Here is a 15,207-nt window from a genome sequence, read left to right as displayed (position 1 = left end):
CGCGCTCCACCGGCGGAGCGTCACGTATTGGCCGCATAGTCCTTCGCGAACTCCTCGGCCATTCTGTCGCCGCCCCGCGATCGCCACTTCTTCACGGCCGCGTCCCACTCCGACAGCGGGATCCGTCCGGCGACGATCCCGGTGACCGTGTCGTCGAGCATCGCCTTGAGTGTGGTGCCCTGAGCGTTCTTCGTAGGGGACTGGAGTCCGTACGAGGCGTTGCGGACGGCGTGCGGCACCGTCTGCTGCTGCCAGCTGTGCAGGGCCCGTACGGCGTCCGGCATCCCTGGTACGAACAGCACCTGCGGGCCCTCGGCGAGGTACTTCAGCGGCAGGTTGGTGTTGTTCTCGACCTCGCCGAGCTTGGTGGGCTGCGGGGAGCCGTCCTTGCCGCGGGTGAAGTGGGTGCCCTCGACGCCGTAGTGGACGAGCTCCCACTCCTTGCTGCCGAAGGGGGCGGCGAGGTAGTCGAGGATGCGCAGGAGCAGTTCGACGCGTTCCTTCTTCGCCTTCTTCAGGACGGTGTAGCCGAAGGAGCGGCGGGCGGCGACGATGCCGCCGGGGGTGCCGTCGACGCTGTACGGGAGGGCGGCGGCCGGGGTCAACTTGCCCTGAGTCTCACGGTACTTGGGGAGGTAGGCGCCGAAGCCGTCCTGCATGGAGCCGACGGTGCCGTTGTAGAAGAGGGTCGTCAGGTCGATCTGGGAGATGGAGGTCGCGTCCGGGTGGTACGCGCCGCCCTTGCGCAGTCCGGCCTGGAAGGCGATCGCGGCCTTGAAGCGTTCGTCGGCCCAACCCGGCTGGAAGGCACCGGACTTGGTGACGGACCACTCCTGGGGCGCGTTGTGTGCGGCGGAGTGCACGGCGTTGCCGAACAGGGATCCCTGGGCGGCGCCGAGTGCGTAGGTACGGCCGCTCGTGGCCTTCTTGGCGACGGCCGCGAAGTCCTCGGAGGTCCAGCCCTCGGTCATGCCGGCGTCGGTGAACATCCCCTGGTTGAGCCAGAGGGTGGAGCCGGGCAGCGGGCGTTCCAGGGGGATGCCGTAGACGCGGCCGCCGATGCGGCCCATGTCCCGCCAGGCGTGGGTGGGGATGTTGGCGAGGTTGGGGTAGTCGGCGACGGCCGCACCCGACAGGAACGGGGTGAGGTCCTCGGCCCTGCGCTGCACGAACTCGGCCTCGCGGGGCAGGACGAACCCGGAGAACATGTTGATGATGTCCGGCAGGCTGTCGGGGTCGCCCGCCATCACCGTCGCCATCTTCTTCTGGTAGTCGGCCTGGGAGATGATCGTGTACTCGATCTTCACGCCGAGGGCCTTCTCGACCGCCGCCCAGAACTGGTTGGCGGAGGCCGGCTTGGGCGGGGTGCCGAAGGACACCGACATGACTTTGACGGTGGAGCCGTCGCCGGGGGTGCGGGCGACGGACTTCACCAACTCGGCGGGGTAGGCGGTGTATCCGGCCTGGACACCGGCGTCGGTGGGGGCCAGGTCGGGCTTGGGGCCGGTGGCGGGCCGGTAGGACGGCCAGGGGGCGAGCTTCTTGCCGGCGTTGGAGACGTCGCTGTCGCCGGAGCCGGTGGAACAGGCCGTCAGTACGCCCGGGACGGCGACGACGGCCATGGAGCCGAGCAGGGTGCGACGGGACATGCGGGGCATGGGTGAATCACCTCGTGTCAGCTTGTGGGAGCTTGCGTCAGCTCTTGATGGCGCCGGTGAGCACGCCCTTGGTGAAGTACTTCTGCAGGAAGGGATAGACCAGCAGGATCGGCACGGTGGCGATCACCAGGACCGCCATCTGCACGGTCTGCGGAGCGGTGACCGTGCCCTCGCCGGTGGTCGCGTCGGTGAGTCCGGAGCCGGCCACCACATAGGTGCGCAGCACCTGCTGGAGCGGCCAGTGATCGCTCTCCAGATAGAGCGAGGCGTAGAACCAGGAGTTCCAGTAGGCCACCGCGTAGAACAGTCCCACGACCGCCAACGCGGCCTTGGACAGCGGCAGTACGACGGAGAACAGCACCCGCCAGTCCCCCGCCCCGTCGAGCCGTGCGGCCTCGTACAGCTCCTCGGGGATGCCCTGGAAGAAGCCGCGCAGGACGACGAGGTTGAAGACGTTCACGAGGACCGGCAGGACGAGCGAGGCGTAACTGTCCAGCAGGCCGAGCTCCTTGACCAGCAGGAAGCTCGGGATCATGCCGGGCGGGAAGAGGAACGTGAACAGGACGAGCAGCAGGACCGGCCTGCCGCCGAAGACGCCGGGGCGGGAGAGGGCGTAGGCGAGGGTGACCGTGCAGGCGAGGCTGAGCAGGGTGCCGACGATGGTGACGCCGGCGCTGACGCCGAGGGCGTGGGTGACGATGCCGCCGTCGAGGATGTCGCGGTAGGCGTCGAGCGAGGGCTCGGTCGGCCAGAGCACCCAGCCGCCGTTGGCCACGACCTCGTCGGTGGAGGCGAGTGAGGTCGAGACGATGACGAGGAACGGGACGCAGACCAGGAGGACGACGGCCACGAGGGCGAGGCCCTTGGCTGCCTGGGTCAGCGGCTTCGGCTTCTCCATCCAGCCGGGCCGTACGGGGCTGCTCACTTGTAGACCCCCTGTTCGCCGAGGCGGTGGGCGACCTTGTTGGCGGCGTAGACGAGGAGGGCGCCGATGACGCCCTTGAACAGGCCCGCGGCGGCGGCGAATCCGTAGTCGCCGCCGACGATGCCCTGGTAGTAGACGAAGGTGTCGATGATCTCGGCGGCCTCCGGGCCGACCGCGTCGCGCTGGAGCAGCATCTGCTCGAAGCCGACGGAGAGGATCTCGCCGAGCCGCATGATCAGCAGCAGCACGATCACCGGGCGGATGGCGGGCAGCGTGACGTGCCAGAAGCGCCGCCAGGGTCCGGCGCCGTCGATCGCGGCGGCCTCGTACTGCTGCTCGTCGACCTGGGCGAGGGCGGCGAGGAAGATGATCGTGCCCCAGCCGGCGTCCTTCCAGACGACCTGGGCGACGACGAGCGGCTTGAAGGCGTCGGGGTTGCCGATGATGTCGACGGTGTGCAGGCCCATGCCGTCCAGGCCGGAGTTGAGCAGCCCGGTGTCGCCGAGGAGCTGCTGGAAGAGGGCGACGACGATCACCCACGAGATGAAGTGCGGGAGATACGCCACCGACTGCACGAACCGGCGGACGCTGCTCCAGGTGAGGCTGTGCAGGAGCAGGGCGAGGGCGAGCGGCACCGGGAAGAAGAAGACCAGCTGGAGGACGGAGATCCAGAGGGTGTTGAGGACGGAGTCCCAGAAGGCCGCGTCCTCGAACATCCGCTGGAAGTTGCCGAGTCCGACCCAGGGGCTGCCCCAGATGCCGTCGAAGGGGACGTACTCCTTGAAGGCGATGACGTTGCCGACGAGGGCGCCGTAGTGGAAGAGCAGGAAGTAGGCGAGGCCGGGCAGCATGAGCAGGACCAGGGATCGTGAGGCCTTGCCCTGAAAACCTTTTCGCCGTCGGGGCGCACCGCCGGATCGACGGCGCGCCTCCTTCACCTCCTCGGTACCTGCACGTTCCCGTAGTACAGCGGCCACGGGTCCCCCTCACGTCTCGAAGTCGGAGCGAGAGGAAGTTAAAACGTTTTCATTGGCCGGTCAACAGATCTGACAGAGAAAGGCTGTTGACCTTCGGGACCCCGGGATCAGTTCCTGGCGCGGCGGGCGAGGGCGACCGCTCCTGCGCCGGCGACGAGCAGGGCGAGGGCTCCGCCCACGATGTACGGGGTCGTCGAGCTGCCGCCGGTCTCGGCCAACCCCGCTTCGGCGGGGGCGCCTTGGGGCTTCACGTCTTTGGCGGGAGTGGTCGCGGCGGCGGGTGCGGCGGGGGCCTCGCAGGTGGCCTTCGCCAGCGTCAGGGTTCCCTCGACCTCGGCCACGTTGAGCTTCAACGGGTTGATGGAGACGGTGAGTTCGAGGGCGGTGGCGGCTGCCGTGTCCGTGGTGGTCTCGGTCCTGGAGAGGTCGAGACGGACCTCGCCGACGCCGGGCACCTCGACGTCGGTCGGGCCGTCGGCGGTGAGCGTGACCTTCTTGCCGAGGACAGTGACGGAGCCCAGCAGGTTGGAGGTGGCGGTCGGGGTCCTACCGGCCTCGCACGTCGCCTTGGAGGTGACCGTGCCGAGCTCGATGAGCGAGAGCAGGGGCAGGCCGGGGACATGGAGCTTGGCGTGGGCGAGGGTGGTGGAGGCCTCGGCCTTGGTGCCGGTCACGTCCGCCTTCGCCGACGCCACCTGCGCGTCGAGCACACTGAAGGCCTTTCCGCCGTCGACGCCGTCCAACCGGGCGCTCAGCGCGGTCTTCTCGGCGCTCTGCGGCGCCCGCACTTCGTTGAGGGAGACCGCGAGCGGGACGTTCACGGTCTTGTTGAGCAGGGACACGTCGAGCCCGGTGCGCAGGACGACGGCGCTCGCGCGCCCTTCGTCACCGGTCGCGTGCGCGGAGCCGGCGCCGGCCAGGACCGCGGGACCTGCGGCCAGGGCCGTGGCCGTCGCGAAGGTCGCGAGACGGCGTGCGGGCATGCGGAGGTTCTTGCCGTTCACGGTGGGGACCCCTCAGAGGAGACGTGCTCGGGACCCGGCAAGAATTACGCACTCAGAGTGAACAGTCAGCACTCCGGCGGGACTTCACCCAACGTGGTGTTTCCGTGAACCTTTTCGAATCGTGCGGCACGGGTGTTCCTCGAAGTCACCCCTGGGCCCCCATGTGTGCGAGCGCTCCCGTTGACGCGCCGGTTCGAGAGCCGGGGTGCACAACGACGTGGGGCGAATTTCGGTCACGATCCGTCAACGACGCGCCCGTTCAGCACGACCCGTCGCGGCGCCGCCAGTACGCGTACATCGGCCCGTGGGTCCTCGTCGTACACCACGAGGTCGGCCGTGGCGCCCTCCTCCAGGCCGGGGCGTCCCAGCCACTCGCGGGCCGCCCAGGTCGTCGCCGCGAGGGCCTCGGTCGGGGGGATGCCCGCCTTGGTCAGTTCCGCGACCTCGGCCGCGACCAGTCCGTGCGGCAGGGTGCCGCCGGCGTCGGTGCCGACGTAGACCGGGATGCCGGCGTCGTAGGCGCCCCGGACCGTGTCGTAGCGGCGTTCGTGGAGGCGGCGGAGGTGGGCCGACCAGCGGGGGAACTTGGACTCGCCGCCCTCGGCCAGTTTCGGGAACGTGGCGATGTTGACCAGGGTCGGGACGATCGCCACGCCGCGGTCGGCGAAGAGGGGGATCAGGTCGTCGGTGAGGCCCGTGGCGTGTTCGATGCAGTCGATGCCGGACTCTACGAGGTCGCGGAGGGACGAGGTCGCGAAGCAGTGGGCCGTGACCCTTGCGCCCAGGCGGTGGGCCTCGGCGATCGCCGCCCGCGCCGCGTCGCGCGGCCAGCTGGGGGCCAGGTCGCCGAGGTCGCGGTCGATCCAGTCGCCGACCAGCTTGACCCAGCCGTCGCCTCGGCGGGCTTCCTGGGCGACATAGGCGACCAGGTCCTCCGGTTCGATCTCGTGGGCGTAGCCGCGGATGTAGCGGCGGGTGCGGGCGATGTGCCTTCCGGCACGGATGATCTTCGGCAGGTCCTCGCGGGTGTCGGTCCAGCGGGTGTCCGAGGGGGAGCCCGCGTCGCGGATCAGCAGGGTACCGGCGTCCCGGTCGGTGAGGGCTTGCTGTTCGGCGACGTCCTGGGGAACGGGGCCGTGGGGGCCGAGGCCCACGTGGCAGTGTGCGTCCACCAGACCGGGCAGGGTCCAGCCCGCGACGGTACGGACGTCCTGGGCGCCGACGGGACGGTCGTAGGAGATCCGGCCGTCGACGACCCACAGTTCGTCGCGGGCGTCGTCGGGTCCGACCAGGACCCTGCCCTTCACGTGCAGCACCGGGTGATCGCTCATGCCCAGGAGCTTAATCAGCCACCGTCGCCGACCTGGTCGGACGTCTCCTCCTCGACATCAGCCATCGCCGGGTCCAGTAGCCGCGACAGGAAATGGCGCGTCCGCTCGTGGCTGGGACTGCCGATGACCTGGGCCGGGGTGCCGTCCTCCACGATCACTCCGCCGTCCATGAAGACCACCCTGTCGGCGACCTCCCTCGCGAACGTCATCTCGTGGGTGACGACCATCATGGTCATGCCCTCCTGCGCCAGCATCCGCATCACCGCGAGCACATCCCCCACCAGCTCCGGGTCCAGTGCCGAGGTCGGCTCGTCGAAGAGCATCACCTCGGGGCCCATCGACAGCGAGCGGGCGATCGCGACCCGTTGCTGCTGGCCACCGGAGAGGGAGGCCGGGTAGGCGTTCGCCTTCTCGGACAGGCCCACCCGCTCCAGGTTCTCGGCGGCCACCTTCGCCGCCTGCGCCTTGTCCCGCTTGAGCACCCTGCGCTGGGGCAGCGTGAGGTTCTCGGTCACGGTGAGGTGCGGGAAGAGGTTGAACTGCTGGAAGACCATGCCGATACGGCGGCGTACGGCGTCGATGTCGACATCGGGGTCGGTGAGTTCGGTGCCGCCGACGAAGACCCGGCCCTCGGTCGGTTCCTCCAGGAGGTTCACGCACCGCAGCAGCGTGGACTTGCCGGAGCCGGAGGGGCCGATGACACAGACGACGTCGCCCTGGCCGATCTCCAGGTCGATGCCCTTGAGGACCTCGTTGTCGCCGAACGACTTGTGCAGTGCGCGGACTTCGATTTCCGGTCGGCTCATTTCACGGCCTCCTGGGCCTTCGCCTCCATACGGCGCACGACGAAGCCGAGCGGGATCGTCACCAGCAGGTAGCACAGGCCGGCGACGAGGATCGGCGTGGAGTTGGCGGTCGTACTGGCCAGGTCACGGCCGTACTTGGACAGTTCGCGCTCCTCCAGGGTGACGCCGAGGAAGAGGACCAGCGAGGAGTCCTTGAAGAGCAGGACGAGTTCGTTGGTCAGCGGCGGGAGGATGACCCGGAACGCCTGCGGGATGATGATCGAGACCATGGCCCGCGCGGGCGAGAAGCCCAGCGAACGGGCCGCCTCCATCTGCCCCTTGGGCACCGCCTGGATGCCCGCACGGATCGTCTCGGCCATGTACGCGGCCGCCACCAGGCCGAGCGCGAGGGCGACCTTGCCGTAGGTGCCGCCGGGGATCTCGGTCCCCGGGAAGGCCAGCGGTACGGCCACGCCGATGAAGATGAAGATCAGCAGGGCGGGCAGACCGCGGAATATCTCGATATACACACCGGCGAACCAGCGGTACGGGCCCACCGACGACAGCCGCATCAGCGCGATGACCATGCCGAGGACGAGTCCGAACACGAAGCCGGACAGCGTGTAGAGCACGGTGTTCTTCAGCGCGAGCGTGATGACGTCGGGGAACATCTGCTCGGCGATGTCCCACTGCGCGAACTGGTTCTTGAGCCGGTCCCAGTCGGCCGACGCCGCGAAGGCGACGACGGCCGCGACGAACACGACGTACTGGGCGCCACGCGACAGGCGGCGCTTCTGACTCCGGGTCAGGCCCTTCTTGCGAGGCTGGAGTTGTGCGTCGGAGCTCGTCATGAGGCGGACGGGGACGCGGAGGCCGCGGACTCGTCGTAGGGGCCGATCCACTTCTCGTACAGCGTCTTGTACGTGCCGTCGGACTTGGCCTCGGCGAGAGCCTTGTTGATGGCGGCGAGCAGCTTGGTGTTGCCCTTCTTCACCGTGAAGCCGTACTGCTCACCGGTGTTGATCTGCTCGGCGACCTGGAAGGCGTCGGCGTTGGCCTTGGTCTTCAGCCAGCCCTGGACGACCGGGTAGTCGATGACGACGGCCTTGACCTGGCCGGAGCGCAGACCGTTGAGGACGGCGTCGGAGGACTCGAAGGAGACCGGGTCGAAGCCCTGGCTCTTGGCGTAGTCCTCGCCGGTGGTCTGCGCCTGGGCGCCGATCGCGATCTTCTTGGACTTGACGTCGGCGAGGGACGTGATGCCGCTGCCCTTGTCGACGAGGAGGGCCTGGGTGGCGTCGAAGTACGGGTCCGAGAAGTCGACGTTCTTCTTGCGCTCGTCGGTGATGGTCATGCCGGCGGCGGCGAGGTCGCACTCGCCGGAGTTGAGGAACGCACCGGTCTTGAAGTTCTCGAACGGTGTGTCGAGGATCTCCTGCTTCACGCCGAGGTCCTTGGCGGCGAGGTCGATCAGCGACACGTCGAAGCCCTGCACCTTGCCGTCGATCTCCGACTGGAAGGGCGGGTACGGAAGGTGGGTGCAGGTGGTGAGCTGCCCCGCCTTGACGAGCTCGACACCGCCGGCGGCGGTCTTGGTGCCGCTGCCGCCGTCGTCGTCCGAGGAGCAGCCGGCCACGAGCACGAGCCCGGCCGTCACGGTGGTGGCGGCCAGGACGCGGGCCCGACGCCCGAGGATCGTCTTCACGGGGAAGCCTCCTGTGAGGGAACTGTCTGTTCCGGATATCGGGTTCCGATTATAAGGAGAAGTTTGAGGCCCTCAAATCAAACCGATGGTTATACAGCCGTCTGACCTAAGAAGTCGGTGGCGGGCTGGGGTGCCCAGGGGGCCGGTTACCCTCGATTCGTTGATCCCGTGAGTGAAGAGAGCACCACTGTGACGCACCCCTTCCTGGACCTGGCCCCGCTCAGCGCGGCGCACTTCGCGTCGATCGAGGACCGCGTGGCGCGGCTGCTGAACACCTCGCAGGATGTCGTGATCATGCAGGGGGAGGCGTTGCTGCCGCTGGAGGGGGCGATCCGGGCGACCGCGGGTCCCGGCACCGTGGCGCTGAACGTGATCACCGGGCCGTACGGGCAGACCTTCGGGGACTGGCTGCGGGACTGCGGGGCCACCGTGATCGATCTGGCGGTGCCGTTCCACACGGCGGTGACCGCGGAGCAGATCCGGGAGGCCCTCGCCGAGCATCCGTCGATCGACTTCGTCTCGCTGGTGCACGCGGAGGCGGCGACGGGCAACACCAACCCGGTCGCGGAGATCGGGGAGGTGGTGCGGTCGCACGGTGCGCTGTTCTACCTGGACGCCGTCGCCTCGATCGGGGCGGAGCCGGTGCTGCCGGACGCGTGGGGTGTCGACCTGTGTGTGATCGGGGCACAGAAGGCGATGGGCGGGCCCGCGGGTGTCTCGGCGGTTTCGGTGAGCTCGCGGGCGTGGGCTCGGATGGAAGCGAATCCGCGGGCGCCTCGGCGGTCGTACCTCTCGCTGCTGGACTGGAAGGAGCGGTGGGTCGACGGCGGACGCAAGGCGCTGCTGCACGCACCGGCCCAGCTGGAGATGCTGGCGCTGGAAGCCTGCGTCGAGCGGATCGAGGCGGTCGGGCTCGACGTGGTGATGGCCCGCCACGCGTCCGCGGCCGCGGCGGTCCGGGCGGGGGCCGTGGCGCTGGGGGGCGGGCTCGAGCCGTATGTGTACGAGGCGCGGGACGCGGCGCCGGTCGCCACGACGCTGCGGGCGCCGGCGGGGGTGGTGGCGTCGGAGCTGGTGGCTCGGGCGCTGGGATCGGATCCGGCGCTGCCGGTGGCCGCGGGTGGGGGTGCGTTGGCCAAGGAGATGATCCGGGTCAACCACTACGGGGCGGATGCGACGCCGGGGGCCGTGCGGGCGAGTCTTGCGGCGCTGGGGGCCGCGTTGAGTGAGCAGGGGCTGGATGTGGATGTGGAGGGGGCGCTGCGGGCTGTGGAGGACAGCTGGCGGTAGGTGTTTCGGGCGGGGGCCGGGTTTTCTCGCCCCCGCCGCCCTTACCCGTCCCATCCCCAGGGGCTGCCGCCCCTTCGACCCCGCCCCCCAGGGGGCTCCGCCCCCTGGACCCCCATCGGCCCAAAGGGCCTCGTCCTCAAACGCCGGACGGGCTGAAAGCCTGGACCGGCGTCGCGGGGCGGAGCCGCCTGCGGGCGGGTGGGGGATCGGGACGGCAGATCCTGGTCCTTGAATGCCGGGCGGGCTGGAAGGTGCGGACGGGGCTGAAAGGTACGTTCCGGCGGGCCGTGCCCCCGTGTCATGCTCCCCGCATGACCACCGACACGCCCCACATCCTCCCCGACGGCCGCCCCATCCCGCTCGTCACCGGCGGCGAACTCCCCATGCTGGAGAGCTGGTTGGATTTTCATCGGGCCACGTTGGAACTGAAGTGTGCGGGGCTGGACGACGAGCAGGTGCGGCGGGCCTCGGCCGAGCCGTCCGGGCTGACGTTGCTCGGGTTGGTGCAGCATCTTGCGGAGGTCGAGCGGAACTGGTTCCAGAGGGTGGTCGCGGGGCTCGATGTGCCGCCCGTGTTCGGTGAGGCGACCGGGTACCGCCTCGATCCCGCCCGCACGCTCGAGGACGCGCTCGGTGTCTGGCGGCGGGAGATCGCGCGGGGCCGCGAGATCGTCGCCGGGCGGTCACTGGACGACACGGGGCGGGTCATGGAGGGGCCCGTTCCCGGGATGGAGGTGAGTCTGCGGTGGGTGTTTATCCACATGATTGAGGAGTACGCCCGGCACAACGGACATGCCGACATCTTGCGGGAACGAATCGACGGGGTAACCGGAACCTAATTCAGGGGTAATTCTGGAATTCATTCCAGAGCAGCTTCCCGTATTCTCCTGCCCGCTTTCTCTCGTCCTAAACGCAAAGATTTTGCGAACACCAACCGGATGAATTCGGGCAGATCTCATGGGGATTACATGGCTGTGACGCGTTACACATCAAGGGTGATTTACACCCTTTGACATGGTCAAAACCGGCCATACCTCGCACCTTTCACGCGTCCGCCCGCGCCCGCGTGATAACACATGCACCGCCGACCCGTAACCCCTTCCGGCGATGCAATTTTGAATTTCCCTGGGTAAATTCAATTCGCATGACTGCCGCACCAGCAGACACGACAGCAGAACTGCAAATCGACCGACCCACCGTCGCGGACGGCGCCGCGTTGTGGCGGATTGCGAGGGACTCCAAGGTCCTCGACCTGAACTCGTCGTACAGCTATCTGCTGTGGTGCCGCGACTTCGCCGCGACGTCGGCCGTCGCCCGGGACGGGAGCGGCGAGCCGGTCGGCTTCGTCACCGGGTACCTGCGGCCGGACCGTCCGCGCACCCTGCTCGTCTGGCAGGTGGCCGTGGACGAGGCGTACCGCGGGCGCGGGCTCGCCGCGGCGCTGCTCGACGCCCTCGCCGTGCGGGCCTCGGCCGAGCAGCGGATCACCGCCGTCGAGACGACCATCACGCCCGGCAACACCGCTTCCGAGCGGCTGTTCGGCGCCTTCGCCGAGCGTCATGACGCCGACCTGGAGCGTGAGGTGCTCTTCGACGCGGGCCTGTTCCCCGACGGGCCGCACGAACCCGAAGTCCTGTACCGCATCGGCCCCCTCTCCCTCTCCCTCTGACGACCCGCGACGACCCGAACGCACTCCCCCACGCATCGAGGAGCGATTCTTCGTGACCATCACCCAGCCCGACCTCAGTGTCTTCGAGACCGTCGAGTCCGAAGTGCGCAGCTACTGCCGCGGCTGGCCCACCGTCTTCGACCGCGCGCAGGGCAGCCGCATGTTCGACGAGGACGGCCACGAGTACCTGGACTTCTTCGCGGGCGCCGGCTCCCTGAACTACGGGCACAACAACCCCGTCCTGAAACGGGCGTTGATCGACTACCTGGAGCGGGACGGCGTCACGCACGGGCTCGACATGTCCACCACCGCGAAGCGGGCCTTCCTGCAGACCTTCCAGGACATCGTCCTGCGGCCGCGCGACCTGCCGTACAAGGTCATGTTCCCCGGCCCGACCGGCACCAACGCCGTCGAGTCCGCGCTCAAGCTGGCGCGGAAGGTCAAGGGACGCGAGGCCATCGTCTCGTTCACCAACGCCTTCCACGGGATGTCCCTCGGGTCGCTCGCCGTCACCGGCAACGCCTTCAAGCGGGCCGGCGCCGGCATCCCGCTCGTGCACGGCACACCGATGCCGTTCGACAACTACTTCGACGGCACGGTCGAGGACTTCCTGTGGTTCGAGCGGCTCCTGGAGGACCAGGGCTCCGGACTGAACAAGCCGGCCGCCGTGATCGTCGAGACCGTGCAGGGCGAGGGCGGCATCAACGTGGCCCGCAAGGAGTGGCTGCAGGCCCTCGCCGAGCTGTGCGAGCGGCAGGACATGCTGCTCATCGTCGACGACATCCAGATGGGGTGCGGACGTACGGGGGCCTTCTTCTCGTTCGAGGAGGCCGGCATCACGCCCGACATCGTCACCGTGTCCAAGTCGATCAGCGGCTACGGCCTTCCCATGTCCCTCTGCCTGTTCAAGCCGGAGCTGGACATCTGGGAGCCGGGCGAGCACAACGGCACCTTCCGCGGCAACAACCCCGCCTTCGTCACCGCCACCGCCGCCCTGGAGACGTACTGGGCGGACGGCTCCGCGATGGAGAAGCAGACCCGCAAGCGCGGTGAGCAGATCGAGCAGGCCCTCATCTCCATCACCGAGGAGAACCTCGCCGATGTGAAGGAGTACCGGGGGCGCGGGCTGGTGTGGGGCCTGGAGTTCCACGACAAGGCGCGCGCCGGGCGGGTGGCGCACCGGGCCTTCGAGCTCGGGCTGCTCATCGAGACGTCGGGCCCGGAGAGCGAGGTCGTGAAGCTGCTTCCGGCGCTCACGATCACCCCCGAGGAGCTGGACGAGGGGCTCAGCGTCCTGGCCCGCTCCGTACGGGAAACCGTCTGAACCACCCTCTGCACCAACCGTCTACATAGGAGGCATCGCAGCACCGTGATCGTCCGTTCGTTCAAGGACATCGAAGGCACCGACCGCCATGTGAAGGCCGCGTCCGGCACCTGGGAGAGTAAACGCATCGTCCTCGCCAAGGAGCGGGTCGGCTTCTCGCTGCACGAGACGATCCTGTACGCGGGTACGGAGACGTCGATGTGGTACGCGAATCACATCGAGGCCGTCGTCTGCGTCGAGGGCGAGGCCGAGCTGACCGACCACGAGAGCGGGCTGACCCATTCGATCACGCCCGGGACCATGTACCTCCTGGACGGACACGAGCGTCACACGCTGCGGGTCAAGGAGGACTTCCGCTGCATCTGCGTGTTCAACCCGCCCGTCACCGGCCGGGAGGACCACGACGAGAACGGCGTCTACCCGCTGCTCACCGAACCCGAATCCGAGGAGGTGTGACCGCACCCATGACCACCACCGTCACCGATCTCTATCCCAGCCGCGGCGCCACCGAGGTGTCGACGCCCCGCAAGGACCCGGTCGTCTGGTCGGCCCCCGGCGCGCCGGGACCGATCGCCACGGGCGAGCTGGAGGCGTTCGAGCGCGACGGCTTCCTCGCCGTCGACCAGATCATCGGCCCCGACGAAGTCCCCGTCTACCAGCGTGAGCTGGAACGGCTCGTCACCGACCCGGACATCCGCGCGGACGAGCGCTCGATCATCGAGCCGAAGTCCAAGGAGATCCGCTCGGTCTTCGAGGTGCACAAGATCAGCGAGGTGTTCGCGAATCTGGTGCGCGACGAGCGGGTCGTGGGCCGTGCCCGGCAGATCCTCGGCTCGGACGTGTACGTCCACCAGTCGCGGATCAACGTCAAGCCCGGCTTCGGTGCCTCCGGCTTCTACTGGCACTCGGACTTCGAGACCTGGCACGCCGAGGACGGGCTGCCGAACATGCGGACGGTGTCCGTCTCCATCGCCCTGACGGAGAACTACGACACCAACGGCGGGCTCATGATCATGCCGGGCTCGCACCGTACGTTCCTCGGCTGTGCGGGGGCCACGCCGAAGGACAACTACAAGCAGTCGCTGCAGATGCAGGACGCGGGTACGCCCTCGGACGAGGCGCTCACCGCGATGGCCGGTGAGTACGGCATCAAGCTGTTCACGGGTAAGGCCGGTTCGGCGACCTGGTTCGACTGCAACTGCATGCACGGGTCCGGCGACAACATCACGCCGTTCCCGCGCAGCAACGTCTTCATCGTGTTCAACAGTGTGGAGAACGCGGCCGTGGAGCCGTTCGCGGCACCGATCCGCCGGCCCGAGTTCATCGGAGCAAGGGATTTCACTCCGGTGCCGTGAGGCAAGTCCGGCCGGGGGTCCGGGAGTTGCCCCCCGGGAGATGCAGCATCGGCGCGCGGGACTTCACTCCCGTCCGCTGAGCACCGGGCAGTCCGTCCAGCCTTTCGACGCCCCCGCCGTAGAACGTCCTACGGTCGGGGGCGTCGAAGGTTCCGCGAGGACCGCTCAGAGCCAGGCCAGCCGGGACGCCTGGTCCAGTACGTTCTGTGCGGCGTCCTCGTCGCCCGAGGTGCCGCGCGGTACTTCGTCGGGGGTGTGGCGGCCGCCCACCAACAGGCAGAAGTCGACGGGATCCAGGGTGAGTTCGGCCCGTACGGGATCGTCCTGCGAGCCCAGTACCCATTGTTCGCCGCCCGTGACCGAGAACAGCACCGGCGCGGCGTCCCGGCCCAGGGCCAGGCCGAGGATGCGGACGGCCAGATGGACCAGTTGCCACAGGTGCGCCTCGGGCGGCGGCGGGACGGCGAGTCCGAGGGCGCGGCCGATGTCGTCGGTGTGGATCCACGCCTCGAAGGCGCGCACCACGTAGTGGTCGGCGACCGGCAGCCGTACCCCTGTCAACGTCACGACGCGGGCGGCCGGTTCGGGATCCAGGGCCTCGGGCGCGGTGAGCAGCTCGTCGGCCTGCGCCGCCCAGTCGGCGACGGTCTCCTCGGGCGTACGGCCGTACTCGTGGGCGATGACCTCGGCGGTCCGCGCGTTCCAGGCCTCCCCCCAGTCGGTGTCGTGCGGTATCCGGGAGAGCGGCAGACGGGTGTCCAGGGCGAGCAGCCGCGCCAGGTGCTCGTCGGCGGCGAGGAGATGGGCGAGGGTCGCGTGCACGTCCCAGTCGTGCACGACCGGGGTGGACCAGCGGCCCTCGATCTCGGGCAGCAGCGCCTTGAGGCCGGCCACCGCCGCGGCGTACGGGGCGGCGTGCGGCGCGACCCGGGGTGCGGCGGGGCGGGTGCGCAGGGCGCCGGAGAGGATGCCGGCGGCCGGGCGGCGGCCCGGGCCGTTCGACGCGGGGCCGTCGAGGAGTCGTACCGCCTCGCGCAGCCGCTGCGCCTCCGCCGCGCAGCTCTCGCACTCGGCCAGGTGCAGCGGGACCGTTCTGCGGTCGGCGGGGTCCAGGGCCCCGAAGGCCCAAGCGGCCAGCAGGTCGCGCACGCCGTCGTGTTCGGTGGTCACCGGACGCCCCCCTT

The 15,207-nt window shown here is 69.0% G+C and carries 15 protein-coding genes; 6 read left to right on the top strand and 9 right to left on the bottom strand.

Translation table 11 applies throughout. The features are described 5' to 3' along the window. Positions 1–20: 20 nt before the first annotated feature. The 8 genes from QF037_RS35875 to QF037_RS35840 form a co-directional block, all read right to left on the bottom strand. Positions 21–1,658, bottom strand: coding sequence for an extracellular solute-binding protein (locus tag QF037_RS35875; protein ID WP_307032457.1), 1,638 nt, complete (start codon positions 1,656–1,658; stop codon positions 21–23). Between the two features lie 37 nt (positions 1,659–1,695). Further along, entirely contained in the window at positions 1,696–2,583 is an 888-nt protein-coding gene (locus QF037_RS35870; protein WP_307032455.1) for a carbohydrate ABC transporter permease, read from the bottom strand. Next, the gene (locus QF037_RS35865) at positions 2,580–3,434 is read right to left on the bottom strand and encodes an ABC transporter permease (RefSeq protein WP_307032453.1); all 855 of its coding nucleotides are present in this window, start codon (positions 3,432–3,434) and stop codon (positions 2,580–2,582) included. Before QF037_RS35865 ends, QF037_RS35870 begins: the two co-directional genes overlap by 4 nt. Before the next feature lie 233 nt (positions 3,435–3,667). Then, positions 3,668–4,564, bottom strand: a complete 897-nt coding sequence (locus tag QF037_RS35860) for an SCO1860 family LAETG-anchored protein (RefSeq protein ID WP_307032451.1) — start codon at positions 4,562–4,564, stop codon at positions 3,668–3,670. Positions 4,565–4,797: 233 nt separating this feature from the next. Beyond that, complete coding sequence (locus QF037_RS35855; RefSeq protein WP_307032449.1) at positions 4,798–5,895, bottom strand: amidohydrolase family protein; 1,098 nt, start codon at positions 5,893–5,895, stop codon at positions 4,798–4,800. Between the two features lie 14 nt (positions 5,896–5,909). Then, positions 5,910–6,701, bottom strand: coding sequence for an amino acid ABC transporter ATP-binding protein (locus QF037_RS35850; protein WP_307032447.1), 792 nt, complete (start codon positions 6,699–6,701; stop codon positions 5,910–5,912). Further along, positions 6,698–7,531 (bottom strand): amino acid ABC transporter permease, encoded by an 834-nt coding sequence (locus QF037_RS35845; protein WP_307032445.1) that lies wholly within the window; start codon positions 7,529–7,531, stop codon positions 6,698–6,700. Before QF037_RS35845 ends, QF037_RS35850 begins: the two co-directional genes overlap by 4 nt. After that, positions 7,528–8,385: a transporter substrate-binding domain-containing protein gene (locus QF037_RS35840; RefSeq protein ID WP_307032443.1), complete on the bottom strand. Its 858-nt coding sequence runs from the start codon at positions 8,383–8,385 to the stop codon at positions 7,528–7,530. Before QF037_RS35840 ends, QF037_RS35845 begins: the two co-directional genes overlap by 4 nt. 189 nt (positions 8,386–8,574) lie before the next feature. Here QF037_RS35840 and QF037_RS35835 point away from each other — a divergent pair, with 189 nt between their 5' ends. From QF037_RS35835 to thpD, 6 genes are all read left to right on the top strand, one after another. Beyond that, the gene (locus tag QF037_RS35835) at positions 8,575–9,675 is read left to right on the top strand and encodes a pyridoxal-phosphate-dependent aminotransferase family protein (RefSeq protein ID WP_307037529.1); all 1,101 of its coding nucleotides are present in this window, start codon (positions 8,575–8,577) and stop codon (positions 9,673–9,675) included. Positions 9,676–9,986: 311 nt separating this feature from the next. Next, on the top strand, positions 9,987–10,514 hold the full coding sequence (locus QF037_RS35830; RefSeq protein WP_307032441.1) for a DinB family protein: 528 nt from the start codon (positions 9,987–9,989) through the stop codon (positions 10,512–10,514). 305 nt (positions 10,515–10,819) lie between these two features. Beyond that, on the top strand, positions 10,820–11,344 hold the full coding sequence (gene ectA, locus QF037_RS35825; protein ID WP_307032438.1) for a diaminobutyrate acetyltransferase: 525 nt from the start codon (positions 10,820–10,822) through the stop codon (positions 11,342–11,344). Between the two features lie 52 nt (positions 11,345–11,396). Next, on the top strand, positions 11,397–12,668 hold the full coding sequence (gene ectB, locus QF037_RS35820) for a diaminobutyrate--2-oxoglutarate transaminase (protein ID WP_307032436.1): 1,272 nt from the start codon (positions 11,397–11,399) through the stop codon (positions 12,666–12,668). Positions 12,669–12,713: 45 nt separating this feature from the next. Continuing rightward, positions 12,714–13,124 carry an ectoine synthase gene (locus QF037_RS35815; protein ID WP_307032434.1) on the top strand — a complete coding sequence of 137 codons (411 nt, stop codon included), beginning with the start codon at positions 12,714–12,716 and terminating at the stop codon, positions 13,122–13,124. Between the two features lie 8 nt (positions 13,125–13,132). Further along, a complete protein-coding gene (gene thpD / locus QF037_RS35810; protein WP_307032431.1) occupies positions 13,133–14,023 on the top strand; it encodes an ectoine hydroxylase in 891 nt (296 codons plus the stop codon). 165 nt (positions 14,024–14,188) lie between these two features. On the opposite strand, the gene QF037_RS35805 is transcribed toward thpD, so the two are convergent. Beyond that, the gene (locus QF037_RS35805) at positions 14,189–15,193 is read right to left on the bottom strand and encodes a maleylpyruvate isomerase family mycothiol-dependent enzyme (protein WP_307032429.1); all 1,005 of its coding nucleotides are present in this window, start codon (positions 15,191–15,193) and stop codon (positions 14,189–14,191) included. Positions 15,194–15,207: the final 14 nt, after the last annotated feature.

It is taken from the genome of Streptomyces canus, assembly GCF_030815415.1.
Classification (GTDB): domain Bacteria; phylum Actinomycetota; class Actinomycetes; order Streptomycetales; family Streptomycetaceae; genus Streptomyces; species Streptomyces canus_F.
This window is presented reverse-complemented; position numbering and strand designations above follow the sequence as displayed.

Bases quoted from the DNA above. Each gene is read 5' to 3' on its own strand.
- QF037_RS35875 (WP_307032457.1), bottom strand. From the start codon at position 1,658: ATGCCCCGCATGTCCCGTCGCACCCTGCTCGGCTCCATGGCCGTCGTC.
- QF037_RS35865 (WP_307032453.1), bottom strand. From the start codon at position 3,434: ATGCTGCCCGGCCTCGCCTACTTCCTGCTCTTCCACTACGGCGCCCTC.
- QF037_RS35855 (WP_307032449.1), bottom strand. From the start codon at position 5,895: ATGAGCGATCACCCGGTGCTGCACGTGAAGGGCAGGGTCCTGGTCGGA.
- QF037_RS35850 (WP_307032447.1), bottom strand. From the start codon at position 6,701: ATGAGCCGACCGGAAATCGAAGTCCGCGCACTGCACAAGTCGTTCGGC.
- QF037_RS35845 (WP_307032445.1), bottom strand. From the start codon at position 7,531: ATGACGAGCTCCGACGCACAACTCCAGCCTCGCAAGAAGGGCCTGACC.
- QF037_RS35830 (WP_307032441.1), top strand. From the start codon at position 9,987: ATGACCACCGACACGCCCCACATCCTCCCCGACGGCCGCCCCATCCCG.
- ectA (WP_307032438.1), top strand. From the start codon at position 10,820: ATGACTGCCGCACCAGCAGACACGACAGCAGAACTGCAAATCGACCGA.
- thpD (WP_307032431.1), top strand. From the start codon at position 13,133: ATGACCACCACCGTCACCGATCTCTATCCCAGCCGCGGCGCCACCGAG.